General features: G+C 62.6%; 14 protein-coding genes and 1 pseudogene. 8 read left to right on the forward strand and 7 right to left on the reverse strand.

Annotated features, from left to right (window positions below; all coding sequences use genetic code 11):
* Positions 1 to 90: 90 nt before the first annotated feature.
* The 4 genes and pseudogenes from BW992_RS05555 to BW992_RS05570 all read right to left on the reverse strand — a co-directional run bounded on the left by BW992_RS05555 (position 91) and on the right by BW992_RS05570 (position 5,745).
* Entirely contained in the window at positions 91 to 291 is a 201-nt protein-coding gene (locus BW992_RS05555) for a hypothetical protein (RefSeq protein ID WP_072397756.1), read from the reverse strand.
* Positions 292 to 535: 244 nt separating this feature from the next.
* The gene (gene aguA / locus BW992_RS05560; protein ID WP_072459169.1) at positions 536 to 1,642 is read right to left on the reverse strand and encodes an agmatine deiminase; all 1,107 of its coding nucleotides are present in this window, start codon (positions 1,640 to 1,642) and stop codon (positions 536 to 538) included.
* A gap of 3 nt (positions 1,643 to 1,645) precedes the next feature.
* Positions 1,646 to 2,524, reverse strand: a complete 879-nt coding sequence (aguB, locus tag BW992_RS05565) for an N-carbamoylputrescine amidase (protein ID WP_072397754.1) — start codon at positions 2,522 to 2,524, stop codon at positions 1,646 to 1,648.
* A 309-nt stretch (positions 2,525 to 2,833) separates the two neighbouring features.
* Positions 2,834 to 5,745, reverse strand: a pseudogene (locus BW992_RS05570) (aminotransferase).
* A 251-nt stretch (positions 5,746 to 5,996) separates the two neighbouring features.
* On the opposite strand from BW992_RS05570, the gene rfbB reads away from it, so the two are divergent.
* The 7 genes from rfbB (at position 5,997) to BW992_RS05605 (ending at position 13,169) form a co-directional block, all read left to right on the forward strand.
* Complete coding sequence (rfbB, locus tag BW992_RS05575; RefSeq protein ID WP_072397752.1) at positions 5,997 to 7,079, forward strand: dTDP-glucose 4,6-dehydratase; 1,083 nt, start codon at positions 5,997 to 5,999, stop codon at positions 7,077 to 7,079.
* A complete protein-coding gene (gene rfbA / locus BW992_RS05580; protein WP_072397751.1) occupies positions 7,076 to 7,951 on the forward strand; it encodes a glucose-1-phosphate thymidylyltransferase RfbA in 876 nt (291 codons plus the stop codon). The genes rfbB and rfbA overlap by 4 nt, the downstream gene beginning before the upstream one ends.
* On the forward strand, positions 7,948 to 8,493 hold the full coding sequence (gene rfbC / locus BW992_RS05585; RefSeq protein ID WP_072459167.1) for a dTDP-4-dehydrorhamnose 3,5-epimerase: 546 nt from the start codon (positions 7,948 to 7,950) through the stop codon (positions 8,491 to 8,493). Before rfbA ends, rfbC begins: the two co-directional genes overlap by 4 nt.
* Positions 8,490 to 9,371, forward strand: a complete 882-nt coding sequence (rfbD, locus tag BW992_RS05590) for a dTDP-4-dehydrorhamnose reductase (protein ID WP_072431751.1) — start codon at positions 8,490 to 8,492, stop codon at positions 9,369 to 9,371. The genes rfbC and rfbD overlap by 4 nt, the downstream gene beginning before the upstream one ends.
* A 109-nt stretch (positions 9,372 to 9,480) precedes the next feature.
* A complete protein-coding gene (locus tag BW992_RS05595; protein ID WP_072459166.1) occupies positions 9,481 to 11,289 on the forward strand; it encodes a sensor histidine kinase in 1,809 nt (602 codons plus the stop codon).
* Positions 11,286 to 12,677 (forward strand): sigma-54-dependent transcriptional regulator, encoded by a 1,392-nt coding sequence (locus tag BW992_RS05600; protein ID WP_072459165.1) that lies wholly within the window; start codon positions 11,286 to 11,288, stop codon positions 12,675 to 12,677. The genes BW992_RS05595 and BW992_RS05600 overlap by 4 nt, the downstream gene beginning before the upstream one ends.
* A 36-nt stretch (positions 12,678 to 12,713) precedes the next feature.
* Entirely contained in the window at positions 12,714 to 13,169 is a 456-nt protein-coding gene (locus BW992_RS05605; RefSeq protein ID WP_072397746.1) for a YiiD C-terminal domain-containing protein, read from the forward strand.
* Between the two features lie 130 nt (positions 13,170 to 13,299).
* Here BW992_RS05605 and cysQ read toward each other — a convergent pair whose 3' ends face one another.
* Both cysQ and nudE read right to left on the reverse strand, forming a co-directional pair.
* A complete protein-coding gene (gene cysQ / locus BW992_RS05610; RefSeq protein ID WP_072459164.1) occupies positions 13,300 to 14,127 on the reverse strand; it encodes a 3'(2'),5'-bisphosphate nucleotidase CysQ in 828 nt (275 codons plus the stop codon).
* On the reverse strand, positions 14,124 to 14,690 hold the full coding sequence (nudE, locus tag BW992_RS05615; protein ID WP_072397744.1) for an ADP compounds hydrolase NudE: 567 nt from the start codon (positions 14,688 to 14,690) through the stop codon (positions 14,124 to 14,126). The genes cysQ and nudE overlap by 4 nt, the downstream gene beginning before the upstream one ends.
* A gap of 88 nt (positions 14,691 to 14,778) precedes the next feature.
* Between nudE and yrfG the strand changes: the two genes are divergently transcribed.
* A complete protein-coding gene (gene yrfG / locus BW992_RS05620; RefSeq protein ID WP_072397743.1) occupies positions 14,779 to 15,441 on the forward strand; it encodes a GMP/IMP nucleotidase in 663 nt (220 codons plus the stop codon).
* A 43-nt stretch (positions 15,442 to 15,484) separates the two neighbouring features.
* Here yrfG and lysM read toward each other — a convergent pair whose 3' ends face one another.
* Positions 15,485 to 15,925, reverse strand: coding sequence for a peptidoglycan-binding protein LysM (lysM, locus tag BW992_RS05625; protein ID WP_072397742.1), 441 nt, complete (start codon positions 15,923 to 15,925; stop codon positions 15,485 to 15,487).
* Positions 15,926 to 16,065: the final 140 nt, after the last annotated feature.

The raw sequence follows: 16,065 nt of genomic DNA on the forward strand, positions 1-16,065 counted from the left end.
AAGAATGTTTGCGCCCAGCGGGCGTATATACAGCCCATAAAAAAAGCGCTGCCATGCCGGCCAGCGCTTTTTATTCAATCCGTCGAATTTCTATCCTTGCATCACGTCCCACAACGCCTCCAGCTCCGCCTCGCTGAACAGTCCAGCGGGGTAGCGCTCCGTGATCATCCGACGCGGATCAGGTTCTCTGATCTGACGCGTTCCATTGGACTTCAACCACTGCGCCAAGGCTTGAAGCGACTCACCATTAACGGCCAAGGGATGGCATGCGCGCTCGCTTATCATATTCATTCCAGCGCCCTCTCCTGGTTGATGAGCGGCTAATTTATCCAAGGTTTATGACAAAACAACTCAGTTCCGCTCCCCAGAACTGCCGATATGCAGATACAAGAGCTATGCCAATGTATCGACGCCGCTGGCACGAAGGGCATAAAAAAGCCCGCGCCCCAATCAGGGCGCGGGCTTGCTGAAAATGGATCCAAAAACCCCGGCGCAGAGCCGTGGGATAACTATCACCAAGCTGTTACATCGCCACTCATTTTGTGCGCGGAGCGGGCTGCTGCTGGGTAAGGCAATGGATATTCCCACCCCCCAGTAACAATTCACGCCCGGGCACCATGACCACTTCGTGCTGCGCAAACAGGTTCTGCAGGATGTCCTTCGCCGTGGCATCCAGCGGGTCGTCGAAGCCCGGGACGATAATGCCGCCGTTGACGATCAGGAAGTTCACGTAGGAACCGGCCAGCCGTACGGTCGGATTGCGCTCCTGGGAGCCTTCCACCGCATCCACGCCGGCGCATTCCTCTTCGGTGGCATAGAGAGGTCCCGGAATCGGCATCTTGTGCACTATGAACGGGCGCCCCTTGGCGTCGGTGCTGTTTTGCAGGACGTTCATCGCAGCATGGCAACGGCTGTAGTTGGGATCCTGCTCGTCGTCGGTCCAGGCGAGCAAGACTTCTCCCGGGCGAACGTAGCAGCAGAAGTTATCCACATGGCCGTCGGTCTCGTCATTGAACAGGCCGTCCGGCAGCCAGATGATCTTGTCCACCGCCAGTTGCTCCCTGAGCACCGCCTCGATTTCCTCGCGGCCCAGGTGCGGGTTGCGATTGCGGTTGAGCAGGCATTCCTCGGTGGTGATCAGGGTGCCTTCGCCATCGACGTGGATCGAGCCGCCCTCCAGCACGAACCCTTCGGTGCGGTAACGCGGACTGCGCTCGATCTCCAGGATCTTGCCGGCGACCTGCGAGTCACGGTTCCACGGCGAATACAGCCCACCGTCGAAACCGCCCCAGGCGTTGAAATCCCAATCGATGCCGCGCACTTCGCCACTGTCATTGATGACGAACGTCGGGCCGGTATCCCGGACCCAGGCGTCGTCGCTGGACATTTCCACCACACGTATATTCGGTACATCGAGGCGCGCCCGGGCGTTTTCGTACTGGGCCGCGGAGACCGCCACGGTCACTGGCTCGAAACGGGCGATGGCCTTGGCCACGGCGACATGAGCCGCCTGCGCGGGTTTGCCACCCAGGCGCCAGTTGTCTGGACGCTCGGGCCAGATCATCCAGACCTGGGTCTGGGTTGCCCACTCGGCAGGCATATGGAAACCATCCGCGCGAGGCGTGCTGTGCAAGGTTGTCATGAATCAGGACTCCAGTGAGCCGTCGAGGGTTTTGATCGCGCCGTACAGGTTCGGGCGCCGATCCCGGAATGTGCCCCAGGCACTGCGTATATGTTCCAGTTCGTCGAGGTCGAAGCTGTGCACCAGCACGCCCTCTTCGGTTTCGTTCAGTTCCTGGACCTTTTCGCCGAACGGGTTGGCGATGAAAGACGAACCATAGAACGTGATGTCGTAGCCGTCCTGTTCTTCATTGCCTATCCGGTTGCTGGCCACCAGCGGCATCACGTTTGCGCCGGCATGGCCTTGTTGCACACGCTGCCAGTGATCGCGGGACGAAATGGTCTTGTCGTGGGGCTCGCTACCGATGGCGGTAGGGTAGAACAGTATCTGCGCGCCTTGCAGCGCCATGCTGCGGGCGCATTCCGGGAACCATTGATCCCAGCAGATCCCCACGCCGATTCTGGCGTAGCGGGTATTCCACACCTTGAAGCCGGTATCGCCCGGGTTGAAATAATATTTCTCATGGTAGCCGGGGCCGTCTGGAATGTGGCTCTTGCGGTACACCCCCAGGTTCCGGCCGTCGGCATCGATGATCGCGATGCTGTTGAAGCGTGCGCGCCCGGCCCGCTCGAAGAAGCTGATGGGCAATACCACCTGCAGCTCCTTCGCCACCTTCTGGAAATGCCGGATGGCGACGTTCTCTTCTACCGTAGTCGCCAGTTGCAGGTAGTCCGGGTTCGGCTTCTGGCAGAAGTACGGCGTCTCGAACAACTCCTGGATCAGGATGATCTGCGCACCTTTGGCCGCAGCTTCGCGAACCAGCCTCTCGGCGGTCTCGATATTGGCTTCGAGGTCCCAGGAACAGGCCATCTGAGTGGCGGCAACGGTAACGATACGACTCATGAATCATCTCCTGGATGATGGGCAAGGCCGGGGCTGGCTTCGATCGATGACGGAAAGTGAACCCCAGGTGCGAACAGAGGCACCGCGTCACCGGGAGACGTTATAGCCGATAAAAATCGACTTTAGAAGCAAATTTTTTTAACAAGAACCTCAAACCGCTTATTTAAGCCGACAAATATCGATATAAAAGTTTTAGTGTTGGGTGGAGCGGGCTTGCCCGCGCAGGCAATGGACCGTCGACCCTGAAGATCGATCGGTCCGCAGCCGTCACGGGCAAGCCCTGGTGCGGGCGTCAGCCCTGTGGAATGGTCATAGATCTTCGTCCAACACTTTCGACAGCATATCGACGAAGAAATCCACGCTCTGGCGCGTGGTAACCATCGGAGGCTTGATCTTGAGGATGTTCAGGTAATCACCGGTTGGTTGCATGAAGATACCCAGCTCCCGCAGGCGATCGCACAATGCCGCGGTTTCTTCGGTGGCCGGCTCCAGGGTGTCGCGATTGCGGATCAGCTCCAGTCCCAGGTAAAACCCCGAGCCATGGACTGCGCCCACCAAGGGATGGCGCTCGATCAAGGCTTGCAGCCGCGCCTTGAAATACCGCCCCACTTCCCGGGCGTTTTCCCAGAGCCTTTCTTCCTGCATGACATCCAGCACGGCGATACCAATCTGGCAACTCACCGGGCTGCCACCGGCCGACGAGAAGAAATAGCCTTCCGCCTCCAGCGCCTCGGCGATTTCCCGCCGGGTGATCACCGCACCCAAGGGCTGGCCGTTGCCCATGCCCTTGGCCATGGTGATGATGTCCGGCACCACTCCCTGCTCTTCGAAGCCCCAGAAAAACTCGCCCATACGCCCGTAGCCGACCTGTACCTCATCGGCGATACACACCCCCCCCGCTCGCGCACCAGCCCATAGACCTGCTTGAGGTAACCGGGCGGCAGGGCGATCCCTCCGGCATTTCCATACACAGGCTCACAGATAAAGCCCGCCAGTTGACGCTTGCGCTCGGCGATTTTCGCCAGGCTGTGTTCGACGCTGCGCAGGTAGTCCGGCGTGCTGTCCGGACCGCGGAATTCCCCGCGATAGGTGTTGGGCGCGGTCACCGGATGCACCCAGTCCGGGCGACTGCTCAGCGCCTGGGGGTTGTCGGCGATGGAGGTCGACACCGCATCGGCTGCCACCGACCAGCCGTGGTAGGCCTCCAATACGCTGAGCATGTCCCGGCCACCGCTATAGGCCCAGGCCAGGCGGATCGCCAGGTCATTGGCCTCCGTGCCGCTGTTGACCAGGAAAACCCGGTCCATGCCCGGCGGCGCCAGCGCCAGCAAGCGTTCGGAGAACTCGGTGACCGATGCATAGTGAAAACGCGAGTTGGTATTGAGCAGCGACCATTGCCGGGCGGCCACTGCCGCCATGCGCGGGTGGCCGTGTCCCAGTACCGCGACGTTGTTGAGCATGTCGAGATAGGAGCGCCCCTGCATGTCGATCAGATGGTTGCGCCAGCCACGCTCGATGCGCGGTGGATCGACGTAGTAGTGCTTCTGCGTCCGGGCAAAGCTCGCGTCGCGACGGGCCAGCAGCGTCTTGGCGTCCACTTCTGCCTCGGCATCGCACGCCAGCCCCAGCAACACCGAGGGCGACGGGCACAGCGCCTGCCAGGCCGCGGCTCGGGACGGCGTGCAAAACAGCGGTGGATCCAACTGCGCGCCCCGGCATAGTTGAACCAGCAAGGGCTCGCTCACCTCCCCCAATACCTGTCCCTTGACCAGCGCGGCTCCGGAGTGCAAAGGCGAAGTAACGCCCCAGAGCCGCACGCTCAACTGCGCACCGTCCAGCTGCAGCATGCCGTCGGCGCGCTTGTGCACCACACCGGCGAACGGCGACTCCAATGGCGTGCCCCTGGGTACGTGCAATTCCACATGCAGCGGGAAAGTATCGGGTTCCTCGGCACTGTCCGGCCGGGTTCGAGACAATCGGTACTGCCCGTAGCGGCTGGCGGCCAGCCCGTGAACGGCCGCGGCCTCACCCAGCAGACGCCGGTCGATACCCGGTGCCTCCCAGTTCCCGGCCTCGAAATGCGGGCTCAGCACACCCAGGTCGATCAGGGCGAACTCACGCCCCACCAGGGTGGGCAGTAACGGCGCGAAGCCTTCACTGGCCACAGGTGGCAAAGACTGGTCGACGGCAGCCAGGATCGCTGCTTCCATCAATTCGAACGGCACCGAGTGGGCGACCCGGAAGATCTCCCATTCATGCTCCAGGTTATCGCGACTGTAGGCATTATCCGGATCGATGCTGGCCTGTTGCTCGCCACTGAGCACCAGTATGGCGGCACGCGTCACGATCAACGGCCAAAGCGCCAACAGTTCCTCGCGCTGCAAGGGGTTGGCCGAGTGATAGGCCTGGACCGCCGGCAGGATGAAGAGCGGATCGCCGTCGGCATGATGCAACAACGCCGCGCAGGTCACCGATAACTCGGTGATGCGCCAGGTACGGATCAGATCACCGAAATCGATGACCCCCTTCACCTGCCACCGACGCAGGGCATCACGCTGCCAGACCACATTGTCATCGGTGAGGTCCATGTGGATCGCCTGTACCGGCAGGCTGGCCTTGAGCGGATGCAGGCGCCGCTCGGCCTGTTGCGCGGCTTCAGCGACGAGGCTGCGCCGCGGGTCATCCTGGACGACGGGCAGCAGGTGGTCGATCAGGGCACTGGCATGGCGAGGATCCCATTGCAGGGTGCGCTCCAGGCCCGGGTGGTCAAACGACGCCAGGGCCAGGTCGACTTGCGCGCACAGGCGCCCCAGGCCGCTCACCAGCTCGGGTCCCATGTGCTTGAGCCGGGTCAGGGGCTGGCCGTCTATATATTCCAGCAAGCGGACGTGTACCGCCTGGCCGTCCACATCGAGTGTCAGCAAGTCCTGGCCGTTATTGGCGGCGATGACCTGCGGCACTTTCACGGCGCCGTTCCCGGCCAGTTGCTTGAGAGCGGCATGCTGGGCCTGGAGCTCCTGGACGGCATAGTCGCCATGACAGATCTTCAACACGAATCGTCCGCGCTCGCTGTCGACGCGCAAGTTGAGGTCCTGCTGGCTGCCAAGGGGTCGCAGGTCACCGCTGAGTCCGTAATTCGAGCGCAGCAGTACCACCGCCTGGGCGGCGCTGAGCTGTGGGCTTGGCAAACTGGCACGGTGAACCAACGTGGCGAGTGGCATGTAACGACCCCTAGGGTGGTTTGTTGAGTGCCTATCTCGCCACTGAGTCAAGGGATAAGCAACCCCTCCCTGCGGAAACCATGGCGCCGGGACGGGTCGGCGATCCCCCCCTCGACGGGTTGTCCGGTAAGAAAAGCGCCTGTGCCATCCCTTTCGCGCCCTCTGGCCCCGAGATCCCGCTTGCATCCCCCTCCTCCTGCCGACAAGCTATGCTCCATGCTTTGTCGTCTCATGGAAAAAGGCTTAACCGGATGCGCATTCTCATCACTGGCGGTGCCGGCTTCATCGGCTCGGCTCTCATACGGCATTTGATCCACGATACGGGACATCAGGTCCTGAACCTCGACAAGCTGACCTACGCAGGCAATCTTGAATCCCTGAGTAGCATCGATCATGACAGTCGTTATGAATTCGTACAGGCCGATATCGTCGACCAACCGACTGTCAGCGCGGTGCTGGAGCGGTTCAAGCCCGACGCGATCATGCACCTGGCGGCCGAGTCCCACGTGGATCGCTCCATCGATGGCCCGGCGGACTTCATCCAGACCAATATCGTAGGCACCTACAGCCTGCTGGAAGCGACCCGCGCCTACTGGCAGGCCCTGCCCGAACCCCAGAAGCGCGCGTTTCGTTTCCACCACATTTCCACCGACGAGGTCTACGGGGACCTGCATGGCGTGGACGACCTGTTCACCGAAACCACCGCCTACGCCCCCAGTTCCCCCTATTCGGCCAGCAAAGCGGCGTCCGACCACCTGGTCCGTGCCTGGCAGCGTACCTACGGGCTGCCTGTGCTGCTGACCAATTGCTCGAACAACTACGGGCCGTTCCACTTCCCCGAGAAGCTGATTCCGCTGGTGATCCTCAACGCGCTGGCAGGCAAGCAGCTGCCGGTATACGGCGACGGTCAACAAGTACGGGACTGGCTGTACGTTGAAGACCACGCCAGGGCGCTGCTGAAGGTCGTCACCGAAGGTACCGTCGGCGAGACCTACAATATCGGCGGCCACAATGAGCAGAAGAACATCGATGTGGTACGCAACATCTGCGCGCTGCTGGAAGAGCTCGCGCCACATAAACCCGAAGGGGTGGAGCACTACGCCGACCTGATTACCTTCGTCAAGGATCGTCCCGGTCACGACCTGCGCTACGCCATCGATGCCGGCAAGATCGAACGGGAGCTGGGCTGGACGCCGCAGGAGACCTTCGATACCGGGTTGCGCAAGACTGTGCAGTGGTACCTGGAAAACCTGCTGTGGTGCCGACGTGTCCAGGACGGCAGCTATCAGGGCGAGCGCCTGGGCTCGCTCGACAACAAGGAATCGATTGCATGATGAAGGGCATCGTTCTGGCCGGCGGTTCCGGCACACGCCTGCACCCTATTACCCTCGGCGTGTCCAAACAGCTGTTGCCGGTTTATGACAAGCCGATGATCTACTATCCGATCTCGGTGCTGATGCTGGCAGGCATCAAGGACATCCTGGTGATTTCCACACCGCAAGACCTGCCGCAATACCGCAACCTGCTGGGCGACGGCAGCCAGTTCGGCGTGCAGTTCAGTTATGCCGAGCAGCCTTCGCCCGATGGGCTGGCCCAGGCATTCCTGATCGGTGAGCAGTTCATCGGCAGCGACCCGGTGTGCCTGATCCTGGGCGACAACATCTTTCACGGCCAGCGCTTCAGCGAGCAGTTGCAGACCGCCGTCAACCGACAGAGCGGCGCGACCGTGTTCGGCTATTGGGTCAAGGATCCGGAGCGTTTTGGCGTGATTGACTTCAACGACGAAGGCCATGCCATTTCTATCGAAGAAAAACCGACCGTACCTAAATCCAGCTACGCGGTGACCGGCCTGTATTTCTACGATAACGACGTGATCCGGATCGCCAAGTCCATCAAACCCTCCAAGCGAGGCGAACTGGAAATCACCGACGTCAACAACGCTTACCTGCAACGCGGCGATCTGCATGTCGAGCGCTTCGGCCGGGGTTTCGCCTGGCTGGACACCGGCACCCACGACAGCTTGCTGGAGGCCTCGCAGTACGTACAGACCATCGAGCACCGACAAGGCCTGAAGGTGGCTTGCCTGGAAGAAATCGCCTACCAGCAGGGATGGGTCAGTCGCGAGCACGTTCTCGAGCGCGCCGGCTATTTCGGCAAGACCGGCTATGGCCAGTACCTGTTCAAGATCGTGGGAGAGACACGTTGAACGTCATCGCCACCCGATTGCCTGGAGTGCTGATCATCGAGCCGAAAGTCTTCGGTGACGATCGCGGTTTTTTCTTTGAGAGCTTCAATGCCAGGGCGTTCGCCGATGCCACAGGCTGTGCCCTGCAGTTCGTCCAGGACAACCATTCGCGTTCGAGCCGGGGCGTATTGCGCGGCTTGCATTACCAGATCGAACAGGCCCAGGGAAAACTCGTGCGGGTCACCGCCGGAGAAGTGCTGGACGTCGCGGTGGACATCCGCCGCAGTTCGCCCACCTTCGGCCAGTGGGCCAGCGCACGTCTTTCGGCGCACAACCAGCGCCAGCTATGGATTCCGCCCGGGTTTGCCCACGGTTTTGTGGTATTGAGCGAATCGGCGGATTTCCTCTACAAGACCACCGATTACTATGCCCCCGCGGCCGAACGCTGCATTCGCTGGGACGACCCGCGACTGGCCATTGACTGGGAGCTCGAAGACACGCCGATCCTGTCGCCCAAGGACCAGAACGGCAAATCCCTGGACGAGGCCGACCTGTTCCCATGACTGCCTCCTTGCGCATCCTGATCATTGGCCGCAACGGCCAGGTGGCTCAGGCGCTTCAATCGCGCCTGGCCGGCACTGCGGAACTGATCGTGCGCGGCAGTGACCAGCTCGACCTGGCGCACCCGGACAACCTGCGGTCCGCCATCACTGCCCTGGGGCCGGACCTGATCATCAACGCCGCGGCCCATACGGCAGTCGACCAGGCCGAGAGCGAGCCGGAGCTGGCATTCGCCATCAACGCCACCGCCCCCGGGATCCTGGCTGGAACGGCGGTCTCCCTGGGCGTCCCGTTGATCCATTACTCCACCGATTATGTCTTCGATGGCCACCGGCGCGAGCCCTACACCGAGGACGACGCGACCAACCCGCTGAGCGTCTATGGACGCAGCAAACTGGCCGGCGAAGATGCGATCCGCCAGGCCGGGGGGCAGTACCTGATACTGCGCACCAGCTGGGTGTATTCCACCAGAGGTCGCAATTTCCTGCTGACCATGCAGCGCCTGCTTCAGGAAAAACCGAGCCTGCGGGTGGTGGCCGACCAGATCGGTGCACCGACCTGGGCGGCCACCATTGCCGACAGCACCGCGAAGCTCATCGAGCGCTGGCAGGCCGGACAGCCTGGCGCCTGGGGCACCTATCACCTGACGGCCCAGGGCGAGACGTCCTGGTTCGGTTTCGCCCAGGCCATCGGCGAACATCTGGCCGAGCAGCAAAAGCCCTGTGCCGTACTCGAACCCATCCCCTCCAGTGCTTACCCGACGCCGGCTCATCGGCCCCTCAACTCGCGGCTGGATTGCTCGCGACTGCTGCGGGAATGGGGAGTGAGCCAGCCAGACTGGCGAATCGCGTTGCGCCAGTGCCTTGCCGGGCAGACCTAGGCTCTGGCCGAAGAATATCTTTCAGGCAGCGCCGGCTTTGTACGTCGCTGCGCAGGCATTTTCCATTCAAGCCCGGGCATAATGCGCGTGTTCCCACAGGCGCACGTTTATGAACTCCACTCTTCCCCGCAGACCCCGTTGGCGCAGCCTGGCCCTGCTAGCGCTGTGCCTGGCACCCTTGCTGTGGCCGCTGGAGCATCTGGCTGAACGTTATTACCGCAGCGAACTGGCCGGGCAGAACCGCCAGACCCTCGATCTGTACGTCGCCAACCTGTTGGGTACGCTGCATCGCTATGAGGTGCTGCCGCAGATCCTCGGCGACCTGCCGGCCCTGCGCGCGGCACTGTCGGCTCCCGACGACAGCGTCACCCAAGGCAACGCCAACCAGCTGCTGAAGAACATCAGCGCCCAGAGCGGGGCCGAAGTGATGTACCTGATGGACCCCACCGGCAAGACGCTGGCGGCGTCGAACTGGGACAAGCATGACAGTTTCGTCGGGCGCAATTTCTCCTTCCGGCCGTATTTCATCGAAGCCATGGCCGGGCGCCTGGGACGCTTCTTCGGCCTGGGCACCACGTCGGGCAAGCGCGGTTACTTTTTCGCCGCCGCGGTACGCGACCATGAAAAAGTCATCGGCGTGCTGGTGGTCAAGGTGGATCTGGACCACACCGAAAGCCTGTGGGGCAAGACGCCGGAGCAACTGTTGGTCACCGACCACAACGGCGTGGTCATCCTGACATCTCGGCAGGAGTGGCGATTTCGCGCGACCCGCCCCCTCAGCGACGAGGAGCGCACGGCCATCAGCGCCGTACAGCCCTACCCGACCCGCGATCCCCAGCCGTTGAACCTGGATGCCAACGCCTGGCTGACCCAGACCCAGTCCATCGAGGAGACGGGCTGGAGCGTGAGCATTCTCGCCCCTCGTACGCTGATCGACCGGCCAGTGCGCACCGTGGTCGCCACGGGCGGCGCGGCGCTTCTGGTGCTGATGCTGCTGCTCGGATTGATGATGCAGCGCCGGCGCCATTACCTGGATAGGATCGCCTTCGAAGCCAAGGCACGCCACGAACTGGAGGGCCGGGTGGCCGAGCGTACCAGCGACCTGGAAGGGTTGAACCGGCGACTGAGACAGGAAGTGCTGGAGCGTGAACATGCCCAGCAGGAGCTGGTCCGTGCCCAGGACGACCTGGTCCAGGCCGGCAAACTTTCCGCCCTGGGCACCATGTCGGCCAGTATCAGCCACGAACTCAACCAGCCCCTGGCGGCGATTCGAAGCTATGCCGAAAACGCCGAGATCCTCCTGGACCACCAGCGCACCGAGGACGCCCGGGGCAATCTCAAGCAAATCGGCGAACTGACCGGGCGCATGGCCTCGATCATCGCCCACCTGCGCGCCTTCGCCCGGCGCGACCGCCACGCTCCGGAAAGCGTCGCCCTGCAACCGGCCCTGGACGACGCCCTGGCGTTGCTTGCCAAACGCCGCCGCAGCATGGAAGTCGAGCTGATCCGTGACCTGCCGGCCGCCACGCTGTGGGTCGAGGCCGGCGAAACCCGCTTGCGCCAGGTGCTGGGCAACCTGCTGGCCAATGCCCTGGATGCCCTGACCGAGAAAGGTCCGCCGCGCAAACTCTGGCTCAGTGCCCAGGCCACCGAAACCGGCGTCACCCTGTACATCCGCGATAACGGTCCAGGCTTCTGCATGGAAGCCCTTGGCCGCGCCAGCGAACCCTTCTACACCACCAAGACCCGTACCCAGGGCCTTGGCCTTGGGCTGGCGATCTGCGAAACCCTGATGCGCGCCTTCGGCGGTGAACTGTCGTTCGCCAACCACAAGGAAGGCGGCGCACTGATCACCCTCAAGCTGCGCGCCGGCGCGCCCGGAGTGAGCCTGCAACCATCCGAGGACCGTAGCGTATGACCATCGATAACCGGATTGAGGTGGTGCTGATCGACGACGATCCCCACCTGCGCCAGGCCCTGAGCCAGACCCTCGACCTGGCCGGGCTGAAAGTCCTGCCCCTGGGCGAGGCCAAGGACCTTGTCGAGCAATTGCCCCGTGACTGGCCGGGCGTGGTGGTCAGCGATATCCGCATGCCGGGTATCGACGGCCTCGAACTGCTCAACCTGCTGCATGCCCAGGATCCGGAATTGCCGGTGCTGCTGATCACCGGTCACGGCGACGTGCCGCTGGCAGTGCAGGCCATGCGCGCGGGCGCCTACGACTTCCTGGAGAAGCCCTTCCCCAGCGATCACTTGCTCGACAGCGTACGCCGGGCCTTGGCGCTACGCCGCCTGGTGATGGACAACCGCAGCCTGCGCCTGGCCCTCAGTGACCGTCATGAGCTCAGCGCCCGGTTGATCGGCCAATCGACGCCGATCCTGCGCCTGCGCGAGCAGATCGGCGCCTTGGCCGCGACCCGTGCCGACGTATTGATCCTGGGTGAAACCGGTGCGGGCAAGGAAGTGGTCGCCCGTGCCTTGCATGACCTCTCGGGGCGGCGCAACGGCCCGTTCGTGGCGATCAACGCCGGAGCGCTGGCCGAATCGGTGGTGGAAAGCGAGCTGTTCGGCCACGAGCCTGGCGCTTTCACCGGGGCGCAAAAGCGCCGCATCGGCAAGTTCGAGTTCGCCAACGGCGGTACGCTGTTTCTCGATGAAATCGAAAGCATGAGCATGGACGTCCAGGTCAAGCTGTTGCGTCTGTTGCAGGAACGCGTGGTGGAACGCTTGGGAGGCAATCAACAGATCCCGTTGGATATCCGCATCATCGCCGCCACCAAGGAAGACCTGCGCCAGGCCGCGGACCAAGGGCGTTTCCGCGCCGACCTGTATTACCGCCTGAACGTCGCGCCGCTGCGCATTCCGCCGCTGCGCGAGCGGGGCGAGGATACGCTGATGCTGTTCCAGCACTTCGCCAACGAAGCCAGCGCCCGCCACGGGCTGCCACCCCATGAGTTGCAACCTGCACAACGGGCGCTGTTGCTGCGTCACAGTTGGCCGGGCAACGTCCGGGAACTGCAGAACGCGGCCGAACGCTTTGCCCTGGGCCTGGAACTGGCCCTGGATAACAGCGTGCCGGACGGCACCCCGGGGGCACCGGTGGAGATCGTCAGCGGCGGCTTGAGCGAACAAGTGGAAAACTTCGAGAAGACCCTGATCGCCGCCGAACTGGCCCGCCCCCACAGCTCGGTACGCAGCCTCGCCGAAGCCCTGGGCATTCCGCGCAAGACCTTGCACGACAAGCTGCGCAAGCATGGCCTGACCTTTGGCGACAGCAGCCAGGGTGCGGCCGATGAGTCCGATTGAGTTATCGTCATCCTTCTTTCACCCAAGAGGCCTGCAATGAACCGCGACAGTCGCTACCTGGAATCGATCCTGCACCACGACATCCCGCTGACCCGGGACATGGGCCTCAAGGTGCTCGATTGGCAGGCCCGGCAACTGCGCCTGTTCCTGCCACTTGCGGCCAACGTCAACCACAAGAGCACCATGTTCGGCGGTAGCCTGTATTGCGGCGCGGTACTCGGCGGTTGGGGCTGGCTGCACCTGGCCTTGCGCGAGGAAGGCATCGAAGACGGGCATATCGTGATCCAGGAAGGGCAGATCAGCTATCCGCTGCCAGTGACGCGCGATGCGACGGTTGTCTGCGATGCGCCCGAGGAAAAGACCTGGAAACGCTTCCTGGCCACTTACCGGCGCTATGGCCGGGCGCGGCTGGCCCTGCAGACCCAGGTGATGAACGTGGAAAGCGATGACACCGCGGTGCAGTTCGAAGGGCAGTACGTGTTGCACCGCTGACATTGAAAAAACACCGCAACACCTGTGACAAGGGGAGTTATCCCGTCGGGGCGCGAAGCAGCCCTGGTTTTTGGGGCGGCTGCGCAGCCCAACGGGGAGCGATCCCCTCACCCGTATGGCCGGAGGTGGCTCAGGAGCGGGCCAGTTCCAGCAATTTGCCCCGCCACGCGGCTTTCGCCGGCAGCGCCAGGAACGACGCATTGAGCAGCGACTCCCGCGGTGGATAGCAGAACACTTCGCCACTCAGGTCCAACACCTCGCCCCCCGCGCCCTCCAGCACGCCCTGGGCGGCAGCGGTGTCCCATTGGGACGTCGGCGCCAGCCGTGGATAGCAATCCGCCGCGCCTTCGGCCACCAGGCAGAACTTCAATGAACTGCCGATACTGGTCAGTTGCAGCTCTCCCAGGCTTTGGCTCAAGCCATCCAGCAGGCGCTCCTGTTCGGGGCTGGTATGGCGGCGACTGGCGACCACGGTAAACGTTTCGCCGGGCGCCAGTGCATGACGAACCTCGATGGGCGACGGCTCGCCCCCCTTGTCACCACGCCAGGCACCGAGCCCCGCGCCGCCGACGTAGAAGCGCCCACTGGTGGGCATCGACACCACGCCAAACACCACCTGCCCCTGCTCGATCAGTGCGATGTTGACCGTGAACTCCTCGCTGCCGGAAATGAACTCCTTGGTGCCATCCAACGGATCCACCAGCCACCAGCGCTGCCAGCCGGCGCGCAGGTCCTGGGCGATATCGGCGTCCTCCTCGGAGAGGATCGGGATCTGCGGCGCCAGCGCCGTCAGCCCGGCCACGATGACGTCGTGAGCGGCCATGTCCGCCGCGGTGACGGGCGACTCGTCGGCCTTGCGATCAACCTGCACGTTGGCTCGCCAGAAAGGCAGGATCGCCTCACCGGCCTTGAGCGCCAGCTCGATGACGGGGGCCATCAGTGGATGAGGATAATTCATGCCAGGAATGCTCCGCGCTGGGTCAGCAGGTCACGGGCCAGGTACAACGCCGCCAAGGCGCGGCCCTCCGTGAATTGCGGGTTCTGCGCCAGGGCCGCCAGCTCCCGCAGATTGACCTTGTCTACGCGCATCGGCTCGGGCTCGTCGCCCTCCAGCCGTTCCTCGTACAGATCGCTTGCCAGCACCACCTGGATCTTCTGGCTCATGTAGCCGGGCGACAAGGACAGTTCGGTCAGGTGCTCCAGTTGCCGCGCACCGAAACCGGCCTCCTCCTTGAGCTCCCGCTCGGCTGCCGCCAGCACGTCTTCCCCGGGCTCGATCAATCCCTTGGGCAGGGACAGTTCGTAGGCATCGGTACCGCCACAATACTCTTCCACCAACACCGCGTGCTCGGCATCGAGCATGGCCACGATCATCACCGCCCCATACCCGGCGCCCTTGCCCGCCAGGCGCTCATAGGTGCGCTCCACACCATTGGAAAAACGCAGTTTCAGTTCTTCCACGCAAAACAGGCGGCTGGTGGCGACGATCCGTCGATCGAGTATGGTGGGTTTCTGGCGCATAAACGGCTCCCTGGGCGATAGCGGGCTACTATACCCGGCCTATTCTGATTGTTTGTGTCGGATATCCGATTACCGCTGGAGAAGTTTTATGACCTTGTTGCCCTGGCACGAGATCGATACGGTTCTGCTGGACATGGACGGCACGCTGCTGGACCTGCATTACGACAATCATTTCTGGATGGAGCACCTGCCCCAGCGCTACGCCGAACTGCATGGCGTGAGCCGGGCCATGGCCGAAATGGAGCTGCAACCGCTGTTCGAACGCAACGCCGGACAATTGCAATGGTATTGCCTGGACTTCTGGACCGCCGAACTGAAGCTGCCGGTGCGCGAATTGAAGCTGGAGACCGCACACCTGATCGCCTTGCGACCCGACGCCGATACCTTCCTGGCGGCGATCCAGCGAGCCGGAAAGCGGGTGGTGATGATTACCAACGCTCACCGGGACTCGTTGTCCCTGAAACTGGAACGTATCGAGCTTGAGCCTTATTTCGAGCGTTTGATCAGCTCCCATGACTACGGTTTCCCGAAAGAAAATCCGCAGTTCTGGGACGCACTGCAAGCCGACCTGAACTTCGATCCGGCCCGCAGCCTGTTTATCGACGACACCCTGCCGGTACTACGCAGCGCAAGGGATTTCGGCGTGGCGCACTTACTGGCCGTCAGGGAGCCGGACAGCCGCAAAGGCCCCAAGGACACGGGGGAGTTCGAGGCGCTGGAGGATTACCGGGACGTGCTTGTGGGTCTATGACGTCGGTGAAGCGAGGGGACCTGTCCCCTCGCCATGGGCGGTACTATTGCGGGATGCGCAACGTCTGCCCCGGATAGATCTTGTCCGGGTGCTTGAGCATCGGTTTATTGGCTTCGAAGATCTTGTTGTACTGGTTCGCATCGCCATACTCTCGCTTGGCGATGGCGCTGAGGGTGTCGCCTTTCTTCACCGTCACGAACCGCGCAGGCTGCTCCACGGGGCCGGTCACGGTGATCCGGTCTTCGACACTGCCGACATCTTCGATGTTGCCTACCGCCAACAGGATCTTTTCCTTTGCTTCCTGACTTTCGACTTCGCCGGTCACGATGACCCTGTCGCCTTCGATGGTCGCCTGGACGTTCGGATTACCCAACCCGACATTTTCGATGTGCGCTCTCAACTGCTCGCTGGCGTTGGCGTTGCCGGGGGTCAGCAGATCGATCAGTTTTGTGCCTGCTTCCTTTACAAAGTTGAAGATGCTCATGGTGCACGCTCCCTGGGTTTTTGTGTCCAATCGCAAAAAACTGGGCTCTTTGAAATAGGTAAAGGCCAGGCAAGGCGAAACGGGGCGAGGAAGCGGAGCGGACTGGAGTACATGAGCATTCCGATCGGACTCGCGCACGA

This window comes from Pseudomonas sp. 7SR1 (assembly GCF_900156465.1).
In the GTDB taxonomy this organism is placed as follows: domain Bacteria; phylum Pseudomonadota; class Gammaproteobacteria; order Pseudomonadales; family Pseudomonadaceae; genus Aquipseudomonas.